The organism is Mesorhizobium sp. LNHC221B00, from assembly GCF_000502935.1.
Taxonomy (GTDB): domain Bacteria; phylum Pseudomonadota; class Alphaproteobacteria; order Rhizobiales; family Rhizobiaceae; genus Mesorhizobium; species Mesorhizobium opportunistum.
Genome location: NZ_AYWR01000008.1, coordinates 64,556 through 80,607 on the forward strand (window position 1 = coordinate 64,556; position 16,052 = coordinate 80,607).

The 16,052-nt window shown below is 64.2% G+C and carries 10 protein-coding genes; 5 read left to right on the forward strand and 5 right to left on the reverse strand.

Going from position 1 to position 16,052, the window contains the following annotated elements; genetic code table 11:
• Window positions 1-4 precede the first annotated feature (4 nt).
• From dnaJ to X741_RS154025, 4 genes are all read right to left on the reverse strand, one after another.
• Complete coding sequence (gene dnaJ / locus X741_RS154040; RefSeq protein ID WP_023765366.1) at window positions 5-1,135, reverse strand: molecular chaperone DnaJ; 1,131 nt, start codon at window positions 1,133-1,135, stop codon at window positions 5-7.
• 224 nt (window positions 1,136-1,359) lie between these two features.
• Complete coding sequence (dnaK, locus tag X741_RS154035) at window positions 1,360-3,276, reverse strand: molecular chaperone DnaK (RefSeq protein WP_013891973.1); 1,917 nt, start codon at window positions 3,274-3,276, stop codon at window positions 1,360-1,362.
• Window positions 3,277-3,594: 318 nt separating this feature from the next.
• Window positions 3,595-4,500 (reverse strand): hypothetical protein, encoded by a 906-nt coding sequence (locus X741_RS154030; protein ID WP_156937877.1) that lies wholly within the window; start codon window positions 4,498-4,500, stop codon window positions 3,595-3,597.
• Window positions 4,481-6,073, reverse strand: a complete 1,593-nt coding sequence (locus X741_RS154025) for an ABC transporter substrate-binding protein (protein ID WP_023777734.1) — start codon at window positions 6,071-6,073, stop codon at window positions 4,481-4,483. Before X741_RS154025 ends, X741_RS154030 begins: the two co-directional genes overlap by 20 nt.
• Window positions 6,074-6,473: 400 nt before the next feature.
• On the opposite strand from X741_RS154025, the gene X741_RS154020 reads away from it, so the two are divergent.
• From X741_RS154020 to X741_RS154005, 4 genes are all read left to right on the forward strand, one after another.
• Window positions 6,474-8,462 carry a hypothetical protein gene (locus tag X741_RS154020; RefSeq protein WP_023777735.1) on the forward strand — a complete coding sequence of 663 codons (1,989 nt, stop codon included), beginning with the start codon at window positions 6,474-6,476 and terminating at the stop codon, window positions 8,460-8,462.
• A 10-nt stretch (window positions 8,463-8,472) separates the two neighbouring features.
• Window positions 8,473-12,324: a DUF11 domain-containing protein gene (locus tag X741_RS154015; RefSeq protein WP_023777736.1), complete on the forward strand. Its 3,852-nt coding sequence runs from the start codon at window positions 8,473-8,475 to the stop codon at window positions 12,322-12,324.
• 207 nt (window positions 12,325-12,531) lie between these two features.
• Window positions 12,532-13,209 (forward strand): ribulose-phosphate 3-epimerase, encoded by a 678-nt coding sequence (gene rpe, locus X741_RS154010; protein ID WP_023777737.1) that lies wholly within the window; start codon window positions 12,532-12,534, stop codon window positions 13,207-13,209.
• 401 nt (window positions 13,210-13,610) lie between these two features.
• The gene (locus tag X741_RS154005; protein WP_023765373.1) at window positions 13,611-14,348 is read left to right on the forward strand and encodes a GntR family transcriptional regulator; all 738 of its coding nucleotides are present in this window, start codon (window positions 13,611-13,613) and stop codon (window positions 14,346-14,348) included.
• Between the two features lie 38 nt (window positions 14,349-14,386).
• Here X741_RS154005 and X741_RS1000000169710 read toward each other — a convergent pair whose 3' ends face one another.
• The gene (locus X741_RS1000000169710; protein ID WP_023765374.1) at window positions 14,387-14,530 is read right to left on the reverse strand and encodes a hypothetical protein; all 144 of its coding nucleotides are present in this window, start codon (window positions 14,528-14,530) and stop codon (window positions 14,387-14,389) included.
• Between X741_RS1000000169710 and X741_RS154000 the strand changes: the two genes are divergently transcribed.
• Window positions 14,529-16,043: a malonyl-CoA synthase gene (locus X741_RS154000; RefSeq protein WP_023777738.1), complete on the forward strand. Its 1,515-nt coding sequence runs from the start codon at window positions 14,529-14,531 to the stop codon at window positions 16,041-16,043. The two genes, X741_RS1000000169710 and X741_RS154000, sit on opposite strands and share 2 nt — an antisense overlap.
• Window positions 16,044-16,052 lie beyond the last annotated feature (9 nt).

A 16,052-nucleotide genomic window follows, 5' to 3' on the forward strand; every position in this document is an offset into this window, starting at 1 on the left:
CCTATCAACGCTCGCCGAAAGACTCGAAGAAATCCTTCATGCGGGCAAAAAAGCCGCTCGATTGGGGCGAATTGTCTTGCGAGGAGAGTTGTTCGAACTCCTCCAGCAGTTCGCGCTGGCGGCGCGACAGGTTCTGCGGCGTCTCGACCGCGGTCTGGATGTAGAGGTCGCCGACATTGGGCTGGCGCAGCACTGGCATGCCCTTGCCCTTGAGGCGGAACTGGCGTCCGTTCTGGGTGCCTTCCGGCACCTTCACCTTGGTCTGCGTGCCGTCCAGCGTCGTCACTTCGAAGGAACCGCCAAGGGCGGCGGTCGTCATCGAGATCGGCACCTTGCAGTAGAGATCGGCGCCGTCGCGCTGGAAGAACTCGTGCGGCTTCACCGCCAGGAAGATATAGAGGTCGCCGGACGGCCCGCCGCGCAAGCCGGCCTCGCCCTCATTGGCAAGGCGGATACGGGTGCCGTCCTCGATGCCGGCCGGGATGTTGACCGACAGCGACCGTTCTTCGGTGACGCGGCCCTGGCCGGCGCATTTCGGGCACGGATCCTTGATCGTCTGGCCGCGGCCCTGGCATTGCGGGCAAGTGCGTTCGATCGAGAAGAAGCCTTGCGTGGCGCGCACCTTGCCGTGGCCGTTGCACATCGAGCAGGTGACGGGCTGGGTGCCCGGCTTGGCGCCGCTGCCGGAGCATTCCGAACACGAGATCGAGGCCGGCACGCGGATCTGCGCCGTCTTTCCCGCGAAGGCTTCTTCCAGCGAGATTTCCATGTTGTAGCGCAGGTCGGCGCCGCGCTCGCGGCCACCCGACGAGCGGCGCTGGCGGCCGCCCATCATGTCGCCGAAAATGTCTTCGAAGATATCGGCGAAACCGCCGGCGCCAAAGCCTTGCGCCCCGCCATTCATGCCGCCCTGTTCGAAGGCGGCGTGGCCGAAGCGGTCGTAGGCCGCGCGCTTCTGCGGGTCCTTCAGCGTCTCGTAGGCTTCGTTGATTTCCTTGAACTTGTGCTCGCAGGAATGATCGCCTGGATTGCGGTCGGGATGGAACTGCATGGCGAGCTTGCGAAAAGCGCTCTTGAGCTCCTTCTCGTCGGCGCCTTTCTGGACGCCCAGCGTTTCGTAGAAATCAGCTTTCATTTTTTCCCGCAGTCCGGATATTCAACGTCTTGAGGCATATATTGCGTCGTTTGCCGGCACGTTGCCTCGATTTAGGAGCGGTGCTGCCCGGATGCTAGGGCCGGCGTGCGCCTGTCCGGGTTTTTCTGTCATTTTTTCAGCAGGGCCCCGCACTTTTTCAGCGAGGGTTGCAAAAAAGCCCGGCTTGGCGCCGGGCTTTCCGCATTATCTTGCCGTCAGGCGGCTCAGGCCGACTTCTTCTTGTCGTCGTCTTCATCGATTTCCTCGAAATCGGCATCGACCACGTCACTGTCCTTGGCGGCATCCGCCTTGGCGTCGGCTTCCGCGGCTTCTTTCTGCGAGGCCTCGTACATGGCCTGGCCAAGCTTCATCGAAGCCTCGGCGAGCACCTGGCTCTTGGCCTCGATGTCGGCCGCATCGTCGCCCTCGGCAGCGGTCTTCAGTGCCGCGATCGCATCCGATATCGCCGTGCGCTCGGCTTCCGAGACCTTGTCGCCATATTCCTTCAGCGACTTCTCGGAAGAATGCACCAGCGCCTCGGCCTGATTGCGGGCCTCGACCACGGCGCGACGCTTCTTGTCGGCATCGGCATTGGCCTCGGCGTCCTTCACCATCTTCTCGATGTCGGCGTCAGAAAGGCCACCCGAGGCCTGGATGCGGATCTGGTGCTCCTTGCCGGTGCCCTTGTCCTTGGCCGAAACGTTGACGATGCCGTTGGCGTCGATGTCGAAGGTGACCTCGATCTGCGGCACGCCGCGCGGGGCCGGCGGAATGCCGACCAGGTCGAACTGGCCGAGCGGCTTGTTGTCGGCGGCCATTTCACGCTCACCCTGGAAGACGCGGATGGTGACGGCCGACTGCGAATCCTCGGCGGTCGAGAACACCTGGCTCTTCTTGGTCGGGATCGTCGTGTTGCGTTCGATCAGCCGCGTGAACACGCCACCCAGCGTCTCGATGCCGAGCGACAGCGGCGTCACGTCGAGCAAGAGCACGTCCTTGACGTCGCCCTGCAGCACGCCGGCCTGGATGGCGGCGCCCAAGGCGACGACCTCGTCCGGGTTGACGCCCTTGTGCGGCTCCTTGCCGAAGAACTGCTTCACGATCTCCTGGATCTTGGGCATGCGGGTCATGCCGCCGACCAGGACCACTTCGTCGATCTCGCCAGCCTTCAGGCCGGCATCCTTGAGCGCCGCCTTGCAGGGCTCGATGGTGCGCTGGACGAGATCCTCGACCAGGCTTTCGAACTTGGCGCGGGTCAGCTTCAGCGTCAGGTGCTTCGGGCCGGTCGCGTCGGCGGTGATGAAGGGCAGGTTGATTTCGGTCTGCGTTGTCGACGACAGCTCGATCTTGGCCTTTTCAGCCGCTTCCTTGAGGCGCTGCAGGGCAAGCTTGTCGTTCTTCAGGTCGATGCCCTGTTCCTTCTTGAACTCGGCCGCCAGATATTCGACCAGCCGCATGTCGAAGTCCTCGCCGCCGAGGAAGGTGTCGCCGTTGGTCGACTTCACCTCGAACACGCCGTCGCCGATTTCGAGCACCGAAATGTCGAACGTGCCGCCGCCAAGGTCATAGACGGCAATGGTCTTGCCTTCCTTCTTGTCGAGGCCGTAGGCAAGTGCCGCGGCCGTCGGCTCGTTGATGATGCGCAGCACTTCGAGGCCGGCGATCTTGCCGGCGTCCTTGGTGGCCTGGCGCTGGGCGTCGTTGAAATAGGCCGGAACGGTGATGACCGCCTTCTCGACCTTCTCGCCGAGATAGGCTTCCGCCGTTTCCTTCATCTTCTGCAGGATCATGGCCGAGATCTGGCTGGGCGACTGCTTCTTGCCGCCGGCCTCGACCCAGGCATCGCCATTGTCGCCCTTGACGATCTTGTAGGGGACAAGCTTCTTGTCCTTCTCCGTCACCGGATCGTCGTAGCGGCGGCCGATCAGGCGCTTGACCGCGAAGATGGTGTTTTCTGGATTGGTGACCGCCTGGCGCTTGGCCGGCTGGCCGACCAGACGTTCGCCGTCGCCCGAGATGGCGACGATGGAGGGCGTCGTGCGCGCGCCTTCCGCATTCTCGATTACCTTCGGCTCCTTGCCATCCATGATGGCGATGCAGGAGTTGGTGGTGCCGAGATCGATACCGATTACTTTTGCCATTTTTCTAGTCTCTCCGCTAAGCAGGCTCTCAGGACCCGGTAAGGCGTTCCGACGAAAGCCCCTGTTCACAAGAAATTCCGTTCCGGCAACCGGCATTCCGGCGTCGAACGGCTTGGCGCGTATATAAGAACAGGCAGCATCGCGCGCAAGCATTCTGCGCAACGCTTCCACGATCGTCGCAGGCGGAGGCAAAACGATCGCCCTGGCCGGCCGGGAGCGGACACGGGCGCGCTGCCCTGTCGAAGGCCGCCGGGCCGAGGTCGCGCGCCAACCGCCGATCAACCCCGGCCGAGCCGGGCTCCCCGGTTGCCGCGGGGTTCAACCGCGCACGAATTCAATCAGCGCTTCGACCATGCGGTCGTTGAATTCCTGGCGGAATCGGTTCTTCTTCAGCCATTCCGGGTTGGAGCCGACCGTCTTGTTGGCGTCGACGACGATGCCCTTGCCGTCGACAATGAAATAGTCGATCGCGCCGAAATCGAGACGCAGCCGCTCCCTGACCGCCCTCACCTCGGGCGGAACGGCGCCGCCGATCTCATTGCTGATGATCTCCGATCCCTTGCAGAGAACGTCGTTATAGGTCTGCCGCATGTTCACTTCGGCACCGAGAAGGAACATGTAGCGGTGCTTGACGATCGGCAGGTCGAGGCTGTCGAAGGCGAATTTTTCGACCATCAGGCGCTCGTCCCCCCAGGCCTCGGGCGGAACCTGCGCCAAAGTGTCGTAGACGCGGTAGCGGGGGCACAGCCGTTCCTTGTACCCGGGATCGGCGGTTTTGCGGACGAAATGCATCGCCCGCGTCCATCCGTTGCGATACTGCCGCCAGCGCAGTTCGGGCCGGCCCCTGCTGTTGAGAACGGTCTTGACGATGACCGGGCCGGAATGGCCGTCGCCGGCACCGATCCTGAGCGATGAATAGAGCTGCCGGTGGATGGACAGGGCATGGCCGTTGATGGTGCGCGCGTAGCGTCGGGCGATGTCGTGGTAAAGGTGTGGCACATCGGTCAGGTCGATGTGCAGCAGCGCCGCCGGCGCCAGATGCTCCCGCGCCGGACGATCGAGCACGCGCACCGTCATCCCTGCCTGCTCCAGGCGCGGCAGCAGCGACTGGATGGAATACTCCTCTCCCGAACGAAAATTGCCCAGGCTCTCCACATAGACATCGAGATCGGCGACATCGAGACCGGCTCGCATGGCTATGCCGCTACTCGCTGATGTCGACATTCGAGAAGTCGTGATGGTCGAACGGGTCCATGACGTAACCCTGGACCCGTTCGCGCATCGGTATCGACACCACGGAATGGGCAATGACCACCCATGGCGTCTGTTCCCGGAATATCCCCTGTGCCTGCGCATAAAGCTTCATGCGGGCATCGGGGTCGACGATCCCGGCTGCCTGCCGGAGCAGATCGTCGAAGGCAGGAAAACACCAGTTGGCGCGGTTGGTGGCGCCGACACCGGCGCAGCCGAGCGGCACCGAGAGGAAATTGTCGGGGTCGCCATTGTCGCCGGTGAAACCGAACAGCATGGCGCCATCGCGGTCGACCGGTTTGGAGCGGGCAAGATATTCGGCCCATTCATAGGTGACGATATCCACGGTGACGCCGATCCGCGCCAGGTCCGACTGGATCATCTCCGCCATGCGCTGGGCATTGGGATTGTACGGGCGCTGCACCGGCATCGCCCAGACCTTCATGTGCAGATCCTTGATGCCGGCGTCAGTCAATGCCTGCCTGGCGGCATCGGGATCGAAAACAGGATCTGGCGTGGTCTTGTCATAGGCCCAGGAGGTCGGCGGCAGCGGATTGCGCGCGATGTCACCGGTGCCCCGGAAGACGACGTCGACAAGCGCCTTCCTGTCGATTGCCATGTCGATCGCCTTTCTGACCCTTGGATCGTCGAACGGCTTCTGCAACGTGTTGAAGGCGAGGTATCCGGTGTTCAGTCCTTCCTGCTGCATGACCTTGATGCCGGGCGCCGTCTTGATCGCCGCCAGATCGGCGGGATTGGGATAGGGCATGACATCGCACTCGCCGGCACGCAGCTTCTCCAGCCGGACGCTGGCATCGGTGGTGATGGCGAAGATGAGGTCGTCGATCCTCGGCCGGCCGCGCCAATAATCGGGATTGGCCTTGTAGCGGATGACCGCATCCTGCTGGTAGTCGACAAGCTGGAACGGACCCGTGCCGACCGGTTTTGTCGCCAGGTCGAGCGGCCGCTTTTCAGCCAGCAGCCTGTCGGCATATTCCCTGGAAACAACAGAGGCAAAGTCCATCGCCAGATTGGCAAGCATCGGCGCATGAGGCGCCTTGAGCGTCATGACGACGGTGTAGTTGTCGAGCTTGCGCCAACTGGCGACGAGGCGCGGCATGCCCATGCCGTCGAAATAGCCATAGGGGCGGCTGGCATAGTTATGGAACGGGTTCTGCGCGTCTGCCTGGCGCTCGAAGGTGAACAGCACGTCGTCGGCATTGAAATCGCGGCTTGGCGTGAAGCCATCGACGGTATGAAACTTCACGCCGTGCCTGAGGTGGAAGGTGTAGGTGAGGCTGTCGTCCGAGATCTCCCATTTCTCGGCCAGGCCGGGACGCACCTTGGTGGTGCCGGGTTCGAACTCGACAATGCGGTTGTAGAGCGCCGTGGCGGAGGCGTCACGGGTACCGGAAGCGAGAGCCGGGTCGAACGTGTCCGGACTGGCCTCCGTGCAATAGACCAAGGTTTTGGCCATCGAACCATGAACTGGCAACGCGAAAAGTGAAAGCGTCGCCAGGAGCAGAACAGAGCGCTTGCTTGTCATGATGCCCCCCAAGGCGTGCCCAAAGGGCTGCGCGGATGCTATCAGAAGACGGCAGCGCCGGTAAGCCGGCCCGCCGACGATGAACCTTTCCGCTTCCGCCCGCGACTGATGTCCAGGCGCCGCATGGTGCGGCCCGGAAAGGAAGCCCTCCATGACCAGCAACCCCGAGGCTCCGAGGTCCGCGGGAACAACAGGAGCTCGGCGTGACCACCGCCTTCGGGATGGGGTCGATGCGCTGGGCTTCCCGCTGATTCCGTTGACCCAGCGTAAGAGCGGTAGTAACGTAACCGTGAGGAAAGCAGACAATTCGATCAGGGAAAAACGTGCCGGACCACCGCGCCTTGCCCTGATTTGCGCGGCAACGCCGGATGTTTCTCCCGTGGCTAACGGGGGTAGCTTCATGTCTCGCGTCCGCGGCACGCGCGTGTCTTCTTTGACATATTCTCGTGAGGGCCGTTTGCGCCGCGCCGTCCACGCAGGCGGCTTGCTGGCGCTGGCGCTCGGCGCGGGCCTGTGGCTTGGCGGTGCCGCAAAGGCGCAGGAAACCCAGATCATCTATCCCGGTTCGATGGCGGTTACCGGATTTTCCGGCACCATCATTCCGAATTTCGACCCCCCTGATTCCGAAAAAGGGGGCCTGCCGCCCGGCGTCGATCCCGTCGACGAAACCTTCATCGACACCACGCGCGCCACCTTGCGCGTGTTCGACGTTTCGCATCTCGGCGGGCCGGCCTCGGGCCAGCTCGTCTTCACGCCGCCGCCTTTCGAGGTGACATCAGGCCAGATCGGCCAGGTGTTCGGCCTCACCTATGATGACGGCGTGCGCGATGGCGTCCCGTCGGGCATTCCGAACCTCTATGCCGGCGCCAGCTCGCTGCACGGCATCCGCATCGTCACGCCCGATACCGACGAGGACGGCAGGCCGGAGCGGCAGCGCCGCGGCATGGCGGGCGCCACCTTCATGGAGGGCCAGTTCGGCACCGAGAACGGCGGCGGGCCGGGCACCGTCTGGAAGATCGACGGCATCACCGGCCAGGTCGCCAAATTCGCCGACATCGACACCAACAGCGGTCCCGGCATCGGCAATCTCACCTTCGATCCGATCCACCGCCAGTTCTTCGCTTCCGACCTCGACACCGGCCTCGTCCATCGCATCGACGCCGGCGGCAGACTGATCGACACCTTCGACCATGGTGTTGCAGGGCGCCCGGCGCACGGGCTGGCTCCCGCCGCCGACGATGGCGCGGTGATGGACATCCAAGGTGCCGCCTTCGACAGCGAAGATCCCGAAACCTGGGGTTACACGCAGGACGAACGCCGCGTCTGGGCCGTCTCCTATCATGGCGGCCGGCTCTATTACTCGGTTGGAGAAAAGGCAGAAATCTGGTCGGTGGGCATTGCCCGCGACGGCAGCTTCGCCGGCGACCCGCGCTGGGAACTGACGGTCATGGCCGACAAGGACTACGCCGTCACCGACATCGCCTTCGATAACAGCGGCTTCATGTACCTGGCCCAGCGCGGCCCGGTCGAAAACCGATACGATTACAGCCAGTTCGCCGATTCCGGCAAGGGCGAGGTCATCCGTTACTGGCGTGAAAACCCCGACGATCCGGAGACGGAATCGGTCTGGGTGGAAGCGCCGCAGGAATATGCGGTCGGTTTCCCGCAGGCCAACCGGCAATCGGCCGGCGGCCTCGACCTGCAATATGGCTACGACGCCGACGGCAATCTCGACACCTCGGTCTGCACCCAGACGCTGGTCAACACCGGCGACAAATTGCGCGACAATCCGGCTCTTGCCGAGAAACTCGCCGCCGGCGGACCGCTCGCCGTGCACGGCGTGCAGATCACGCCCAAGGAACTGGTCAAGCCGGCCAATGTGCCGCCCTTCGGCTCCTGGTTCGTCGACTTCGACGGCTATTTCGAAGACCCCGAGGTGGAAGGCCATGTCGGCGACGTCGCCGTCTGGCACCCCTGCGAGGGTCGCGCCGGCTATTATGAGGAAATCCCGGGCGGCTACCTGCCCCCCTTCTATCCGCCGGACTTCCCACCGCCCGGCAATCTGCCTCCCTGCCTCGATGTCGAGGACGTGCGGTATTTCTGCACGCCGCGCGGGCTCGAGGCCGATCTCTACCTCCATGACCATGCCGGCTTCGGCGGCGATTCGATCAAGGCCCAATCCAGGACGCCAGGCGTCGGGGTGACATCACTCCAGTCGCACGCGCCGGGCAAGCCGTACACGATCGACATCACCGGCCATTATCCGGGCGACAGAGTGGATGTCGGGCTTTGCTTCTACAGGCAATCCGACAAGGACAAGGGTGGCTACTACCCTTGCTGCAAGATGACCTTGCCGCTCCGTACCCCAGCCGTCAGCTGCGAACGTTGAGGAGGGGAAGATGAACATTCTTGCCCCGTCCTCACCCGCGACCCCTCAAAAAACCGTCATGGAGACGATCATGAAACCCCTGTCACTCGCCAGGCGCGGTGCGCGCTGGCTGATGGCGGCCGGTATCGCGGTCGCCGCCCTGACCCCGCTGCACAGCCTTGCGGAAGACTCCGCCCCGATCACCCCGGAGTTGAGGCTCGACCTCGACAATTCGCGCATCATCAACCCGCGGCCGGACCGGATCGTGCCCTTCTTCACCAAGACGGGCACGCAAAGAGGCTGCGACTATGTCGTCTATTCGCTGAACTTCGGGTTGCGCGGCGATCCGCAGGGCTTTGCCGATCCAGGTCTCGAGGCCAGGCTCAACAAGCTCAGGATCGAGTTCAAGGACCAGCTCCCGCACGGCCTTGCCGTCGTCAATGTCAACGTCTCCGGCGACGGCACGGATTCCTCCGGCGGACCGCTGCCGGGCGCCACGATCAGCAATTCGGCGGGTCCCAACGACACGGCGACGGTTTCCGATTTCCGGTTTTCCGCCTCCGACCTCGACGGCTCGGGCGCGCCGAATGAACGCGTCATCACCTTCAAGATCACCGCCAAGATCGACCATGCGGCGTTTCCCTCGCCGACCATCGTCGACAACCAGGGTCTGATCAAGGTGACCAACGGAACCGGCACCGGGACCATCATCCCGTCGCAGGATCCGGGCAAACCCGACGACGGCGACTATAAGACCGGCGCCAAGACGTCGATCAAGATCGATCTCACCAAATGCAACCCGCCACCGCCACCTCCCGGCAAGGAATGCTTCAAGGTCGAACGCGGCACGGTCGATTGCGTGCCAGGCGGCGGCGCCTTCATCTACCACATGCCGGTAGGCTCGGAGATGGGCGGCAAGTGGGTCCAGGTCTCGACGACCACCCCAGGCATCACCATCATTCCCGATACGCAACTGGTGCCGGCGGGGGGCGGGGTGCTCAACTGGAAGATCGTCGGCGCATCGCCCGGCGACGTCATCCACCTCATCGTCACCGGCATCGAAACCTATGCCGGCCCGAAGGAGGGTTGGGGGCTGTGCTGCACGCAGACCATCGACATCGTCATTCCGCGTGACCAGAAGTGCCCGCCTAGGGATAAGGAGCCGGACCTCAAGGTCGAGAAACGCGCCGACGTGACCCGTTGCACGATGGGCGGCGGCTGCGACTTCACCATCAGGGTCACCAATGTCGGCACCGCGCCCTATAACGGCAAGATCGTGCTCGACGAGGTGACGCTGCCGGCCGGTTCGACGCTGAGTTCAGGGCCCAATCCGCCCTGGGTCTGCGTACCCGGCACCACCCCGATGATTTGCACCCATCCGGTGACCACGCTCAATCCGGGCGCCTCCGTCGATCTCAAGCTCGGCTTCAAGCCGGCTGGAGGCTGGCAAGGCAGCAGCTTGCGCAACTGCGCCACCTACAATTATGGCGCCAGCGGCAAGCCGCTGTTCGGCAGCCAGTCGAACGACCGTGGCTGCGCCTCGATCCCGATCTGCCGCCGTGGCGATCGCGACCGCGACTGCCAGCCGCCGGTGGAGAAGAAGGTCGACCTGATCCTGAAGAAGCGTGCCCGCGTCCCGGTCTGCACGGCCGACGGCATCTGCTACTTCGTGATCGACATCATCAACAACGGCAGCGCCACCTACAATGGACCGCTGACGGTCATCGACAACTACCCAGGCGGCGCGCCGGCCTCCTCGACCTTCGGGCCGAGCCCGCCCTGGACATGCGGACCGAACGGTCCTGGCCAGTTCCGCTGCGACAATGCAGGCATCTCGCTGCCTCCGGGCGCCTCGACGCCGATCGTCGTCAAGGCGGTGATGCCGGCCGGCTACCAGTCGGACACGGTCGAGAACTGCGCGGCGGTAAAGCCCATCCCCGGTGAGGTCGACCTCACCAACAACAGGGCCTGCGCCAAGGAACGCTTCCGTCATCCCAATGGCGGCAAGCCGACCCTGCGCATCACCAAGGTCTGCAATGGCTCGCTCGCCGGTGCCGCGTTCGTCTCTTGCCGCATCACCGTCATCAGCCTTGGCACCGCTGCCCCCACCGGTCCGGTGCGGGTCAACGATGCCGCCATGCTGGTGGCCGGCGGTGCACCCGTCCAGATCCAGACCGTCACTCCAGACGGCGCGGAATGGGCATGCGGACCGGTGCCTGCCAGTGCGCTGTCCTGCAAGATTCCCGGTGCCGTCATGACACCCGGAACCAGCCGCCACTTCGACGTGACGGTCTCGGCGAATGGCGAGTTCGAGAACTGCGCGCGCGGCTCCTACGGGCCGGCGCCCGGCGACGACGTCGTCTATCCGATCGGCCAGGCCTGCGCCAAGGGCGGCGGCTCTTCGACCATCCGCGTCGAAAAGACCGGCGACCGCGAATGCAGGCTCGGCCAGCCCTGCTCGTTCGACATAACCATATCAAATGATGGGACGAGCCCCTTCTCCGGTCCGGTCCGCATCGGTGATGCGATTGGCGTGGAAGGCCTCGGCCGGCTGAACGGTGTCGAGATCACCTCGATCGATCCGCCTTTCGGCTGTTCGCCCGAGCCGGCAACCTTGCCGCTGTCCTGCATCGCCAACCTGTCGCTCGGCGCTGGTGAAAGCCGGTCGCATCATGTCACCGTGGTCATTCCCGACGACGGCCGCCTGGCCAACCTGCAGGGCGACGTCAACGGCCAGAACTGCGTCGGCGTGCTCTCTCCCGACACGCGGGTGCAAGGCGGCGGCGACGTCTTGTCCAAGGATGCGGCCAATGCGCAGGGCGATCGCGGCAAGGCCTATGCGTGCCACCCCTTCATCATCACGCATGAGGTGAAGAAGGAGTGCTCGCCGGGCTTCGTCATGAACGATGCGGGCCGCTGCGTCTGCCCGGAAGGCACCACCTTCCGCAACGGCCAGTGCACCGGCGGCGGCACCAACGTTCTGCCGACGCCACCGCCGCCGAAGCGCTGCGTGCTGCTCGAAGGCCAGATCCGCACCGAGGACGGGCGTTGCGTCTGCCCGCGCGGCACGGCGCTCGAGAACGGAAAATGCGTCAGGACCGACAAGCCCGAGCAGTGCACCATCCGTGGCCAGGTCCACGACGCGGACGGCGACTGTGTCTGCCCGAGAGGAACCGAAGTGCGCAATGGCGCCTGCCGTCCGATCCGGCCGAAGCCCGAGCAGTGCACCATCCGTGGCCAGGTCCACGACGCCAATGGCGACTGCGTCTGCCCGAGAGGAACCGAAGTGCGCAACGGTGCCTGCCGTCCGGTCCGGCCGGAGCCCGAGCAGTGCACCATCCGTGGCCAGGTCCACGACGCCGATGGCGACTGTGTCTGCCCGAGAGGAACCGAAGTGCGCAACGGTGCCTGCCGTCCGATCCGGCCGGAGCCCGAGCAGTGCACCATCCGTGGCCAGGTCCACGACGCCGACGGCAATTGCGTCTGCCCGCGGGGTACCGAGGTGCAAGGCAATGCCTGCCGGCGCAAGCAGCCGCAGTTGGAGCAGTGCGACATCCGCGGCCAGGTCCACAACAAGCGCGGCGAGTGCGTCTGTCCGCGAGGGACTGAGGTGATCGACGGTGCATGCCGCAAGCCCAGGCAACAGACGGAATGCGCTCCGGGCTCGCAGATGATCGATGGCCAATGCCAGCCGATCATCAGGCGGCGCTGCCCGGAAGGCACGATCGGGCGGTATCCGAACTGCCGGCCGATACGCGGGCAGCCGTCGCTGGAGCTCAACCCGGGACTGCTCCTGCAGCAGGTGCTGCCACGGCTTAGGCCGCAGACCGAACAGCAGCAGGATCCGGCTGCAAACAGGATCCTGAAACTCCAGCAGCAATAACCATCTGCTCGATGCCAGACGAAAAACCCGCCGGAGCGATCCGGCGGGTTTTTCGTCACGGCGCCGGGCAGCGGAAATTGGCCGCAACGCCGCAACGCCACCCGAGCCTGTGGAGCCGCCGTGCCGGCACCCTCGACAAGTCGTCCGCCGCGCATTAGGCAGTCGATCCAGGGTGACCGGCATGAAGGCGCCCGGAAAGGCCGCGAGATGAGCAAAAAGACCTTGATCGCACCTTCGGTGCTGGCTTCGGACTTTTCCAAGCTTGGCGACGAGGTCGAGGCCGTCGTGGCTGCCGGCGCCGACTGGATCCATCTCGATGTCATGGATGGCCATTTCGTCCCCAACATCACCTTCGGCCCGCCGGTCATCAAGGCGATCCGCAACCGCACCAAGGCCTTCTTCGACTGCCATCTGATGATCGCGCCGGCCGATCCCTATCTCGCCGCCTTCGCCGAAGCCGGCTGCGATGGCATGACGGTGCACGCCGAGGCCGGGCCGCATCTCGACCGCTCGCTGCAGACCATCAGGAACCTCGGCAAGAAAGCCGGCGTCTCGCTCAACCCGGCGACGCCGGAAAGCGCTGTCGAATACGTGCTCGACCGGCTCGACCTGATCCTGATCATGACCGTCAATCCGGGTTTCGGCGGTCAGGCCTTCATTCCAGGGATCGTCGACAAGGTGAGACGGGTCAAGGCGCTGATCGGCGATCGGCCGATCCGCATCGAGATCGACGGCGGCGTTTCGGCTGAAACCGCCCCCCTGGTCACCGCTGCCGGCGCCGACGTGCTGGTCGCCGGCGCCGCCATCTTCAAGGGCGGCAGCGTCGAGGCCTACCGTGCCAATATCGAGGCGATCCGGACGGCGGCCGACAAGGCCGCCGGCTAAGTACGGCGCGATCATCCGCTTCCAATTGCCAAAGGCCGGCTAAGGATTTGTGCGGATGCCTCTCCGGGTCCGGCACGGCCGAATCAGCCTCGCCAAGGCCGCTTGATAGCGGCGCGTGTTTCGTTGTCTTTGCGCGCGACAGAAAAGATGCTCGCACAAGCACAGAGGAACAGATGATCCTGCGTGCATACAAAACATGTTAAGCTTCCACTGGTTGTAGCGGCGTGAAAATCCGCGCGAGCCGGCGGCGGATCAGCGTATATTTCTTTGTTCTAAGGTACGATAATGCGATCTTCTGCTTGAGCGCCCGAAGGTAGGCGTTATAGGATACATGTACGGAGAGGGACTGTTTCCGGACTCGAATTGCCCAAATTAAGAACTGGGGACAAAGGAGTCGTCTTTTGACCTACGGAGCTGCCAATCTGAACGACGACGGCACAGGATCCAAAAGCACGCTTGCCAGTACGGTATATCATCAGCTGCGCGATGATCTTCTCGGCGGCGCTCTCGAAACTGAAAGCAAGCTGCGGGTCGAGTGGGTTGTTTCCAAGTATGGCGCCGGCGCCTCTCCGGTTCGCGAAGCCCTCAACCGCCTTGCCTCCGAAGGGCTTCTTGGCCGCCACGACCAGCGCGGCTTCTTCATCATGCCGGTCACCGCGATGGAGCTCGAGGAGCTGACGCGCACCCGCTGCTGGCTCGAGGAACGCGCTCTTCGCGAATCCATTGCCCACCGCACCGCCGAATGGGAAGAACAGCTGGTGCTGGCGCTGCATCGCCTGGGGCGCGCGTCACGGCTCTCGCCGCCTGATCTCCCGTCGATCAATCCGGATTGGGAGAAATTGCACCGCACCTTCCATCGGGTGCTGATCTCGGCCTGCCGGTCGCACTGGCTGGTGGGTTTCTGCGACCAGCTTTCCGATCACGCTTATCGCTATCGGCAAATGGCCAGGGACGGCGAAGGCATCCAGCGCGACGATTTCGCCGAACACCGGCTGATCGCCGAATGCGCGCTGGACGGCAATGCCGACGGTGCCGTCCAGGCACTGATCGATCACTACCAGCTGACCGCTTCCATGTGCATGGAGCGCTTCAAGCAGAACGAAACGGCCGCCGCCCCGGCCGAACGCGCCCGACGCTAGCGACGCCTCGATCGTCGGGCTATCGCCGATCATTCCAATCATTCGCGACCGACGTTGCGGGCTGGATCGCCGTTTGCGGTCTTGACGGCACGGCCAGGAAACGCGAACGCTTCGCCGCCGACGCATGCGGCCAGAAGCGTGTGCCCGGCGCCGCCATTGCCGTCACCGCAGGAAGACTTCATGAGCAATCATCTGTTCGATGCGTTCCGGTCCCGGATGCCGGCGCCCGGGCGTCTGTTGATGGAAACCGACGATGGCCGCTCGCTCACCTATGGCGACATGCTGGCGCGGTCGGGACAGCTCGCGCATGCGCTGCTGCAACTGGGTGTCGAGCCCGGCGATCGGGTGGCCGGGCAGGTCGAGAAGAGCCCGGAGGCGGTCCTGCTCTATCTCGCCTGCGTGCGCGCCGGTGCCGTCTTCCTGCCGCTCAACACCGCCTACACGCTGACCGAACTTGGCTATTTCTTCGACGACGCGGCACCTCGGGTCATCGTCTGCGATCCGGCAAGGGCTGCGGATGTCGCTGCGATGGTCGAGCCGTCCAGCGCCGTCGTGGTCACGCTCGACCGCAACGGCCAGGGATCGCTGGCGGACCAGGCATCGCGGCAATCGTCCGACTTCCATGATGTCGAGCGGGGCGGGGACGATCTTGCCGCGATCCTCTACACGTCGGGAACGACCGGCCGCTCGAAAGGCGCCATGCTCAGCCACGAGAATCTGGCCTCGAACGCGCGGGTGCTGGTCGATCAATGGCGCTTCACGACGGACGATGTGCTGATCCACGCGCTGCCGATCTTCCACACCCATGGCCTGTTCGTCGCCACCAACGTCGTCCTGATGGCCGGCGCCTCGATGCTGTTCGAACAGAAATTCGACGCGGGCCGCATCGTCTCGCTGCTGCCGCGCGCAACAGTGCTGATGGGTGTGCCGACCTTCTACGTACGCCTGCTGCAGCAGGATGGCCTAGACCGCGAGGCGACGAAGACAATCCGCCTGTTCGTGTCGGGTTCGGCGCCGCTGCTGGCCGAGACGCACAGGGCCTGGCGCGAGCGCACCAGCCACGCCATCCTCGAACGCTACGGCATGACCGAAACCAACATGAACACGTCGAACCCGTATGAGGGCGAACGGCGCGCCGGCACCGTCGGTTTCCCCTTGCCCGGCGTGTCGCTGCGCATCGCCGATCCCGACAGCGGCAGGACGCTGGCACAAAGCGAGGTCGGCATGATCGAGGTGAAGGGTCCAAACGTGTTCGGCGGCTACTGGCGCATGCCGGAAAAGACCAAGGCGGAATTCCGTGCCGACGGCTTCTTCATCACAGGCGATCTCGGCATGATCGACGCGGACGGCTATGTCCACATTGTCGGCCGGGGCAAGGACCTGATCATTTCAGGCGGCTACAACGTCTATCCGAAGGAACTCGAAAGCGAGATCGATGCGCTCGACGGGGTCTTGGAAAGCGCCGTCATCGGCGTCGCTCATCCGGATTTCGGCGAAGGCGTCACCGCGGTCGTCGTGCGGGCGCCGGCATCGCGGATCACCGGCGCCGAAATCCTCCGCGCCATCGCCGGTCGCGTGGCGAAGTACAAGCATCCGAAGCAGGTGATCTTCGTCGACGAACTGCCGCGCAACACGATGGGCAAGGTCCAGAAGAATCTTCTGCGCGATGCCTACAAGGATCTCTACGCGTCCTGATCAGGCCAG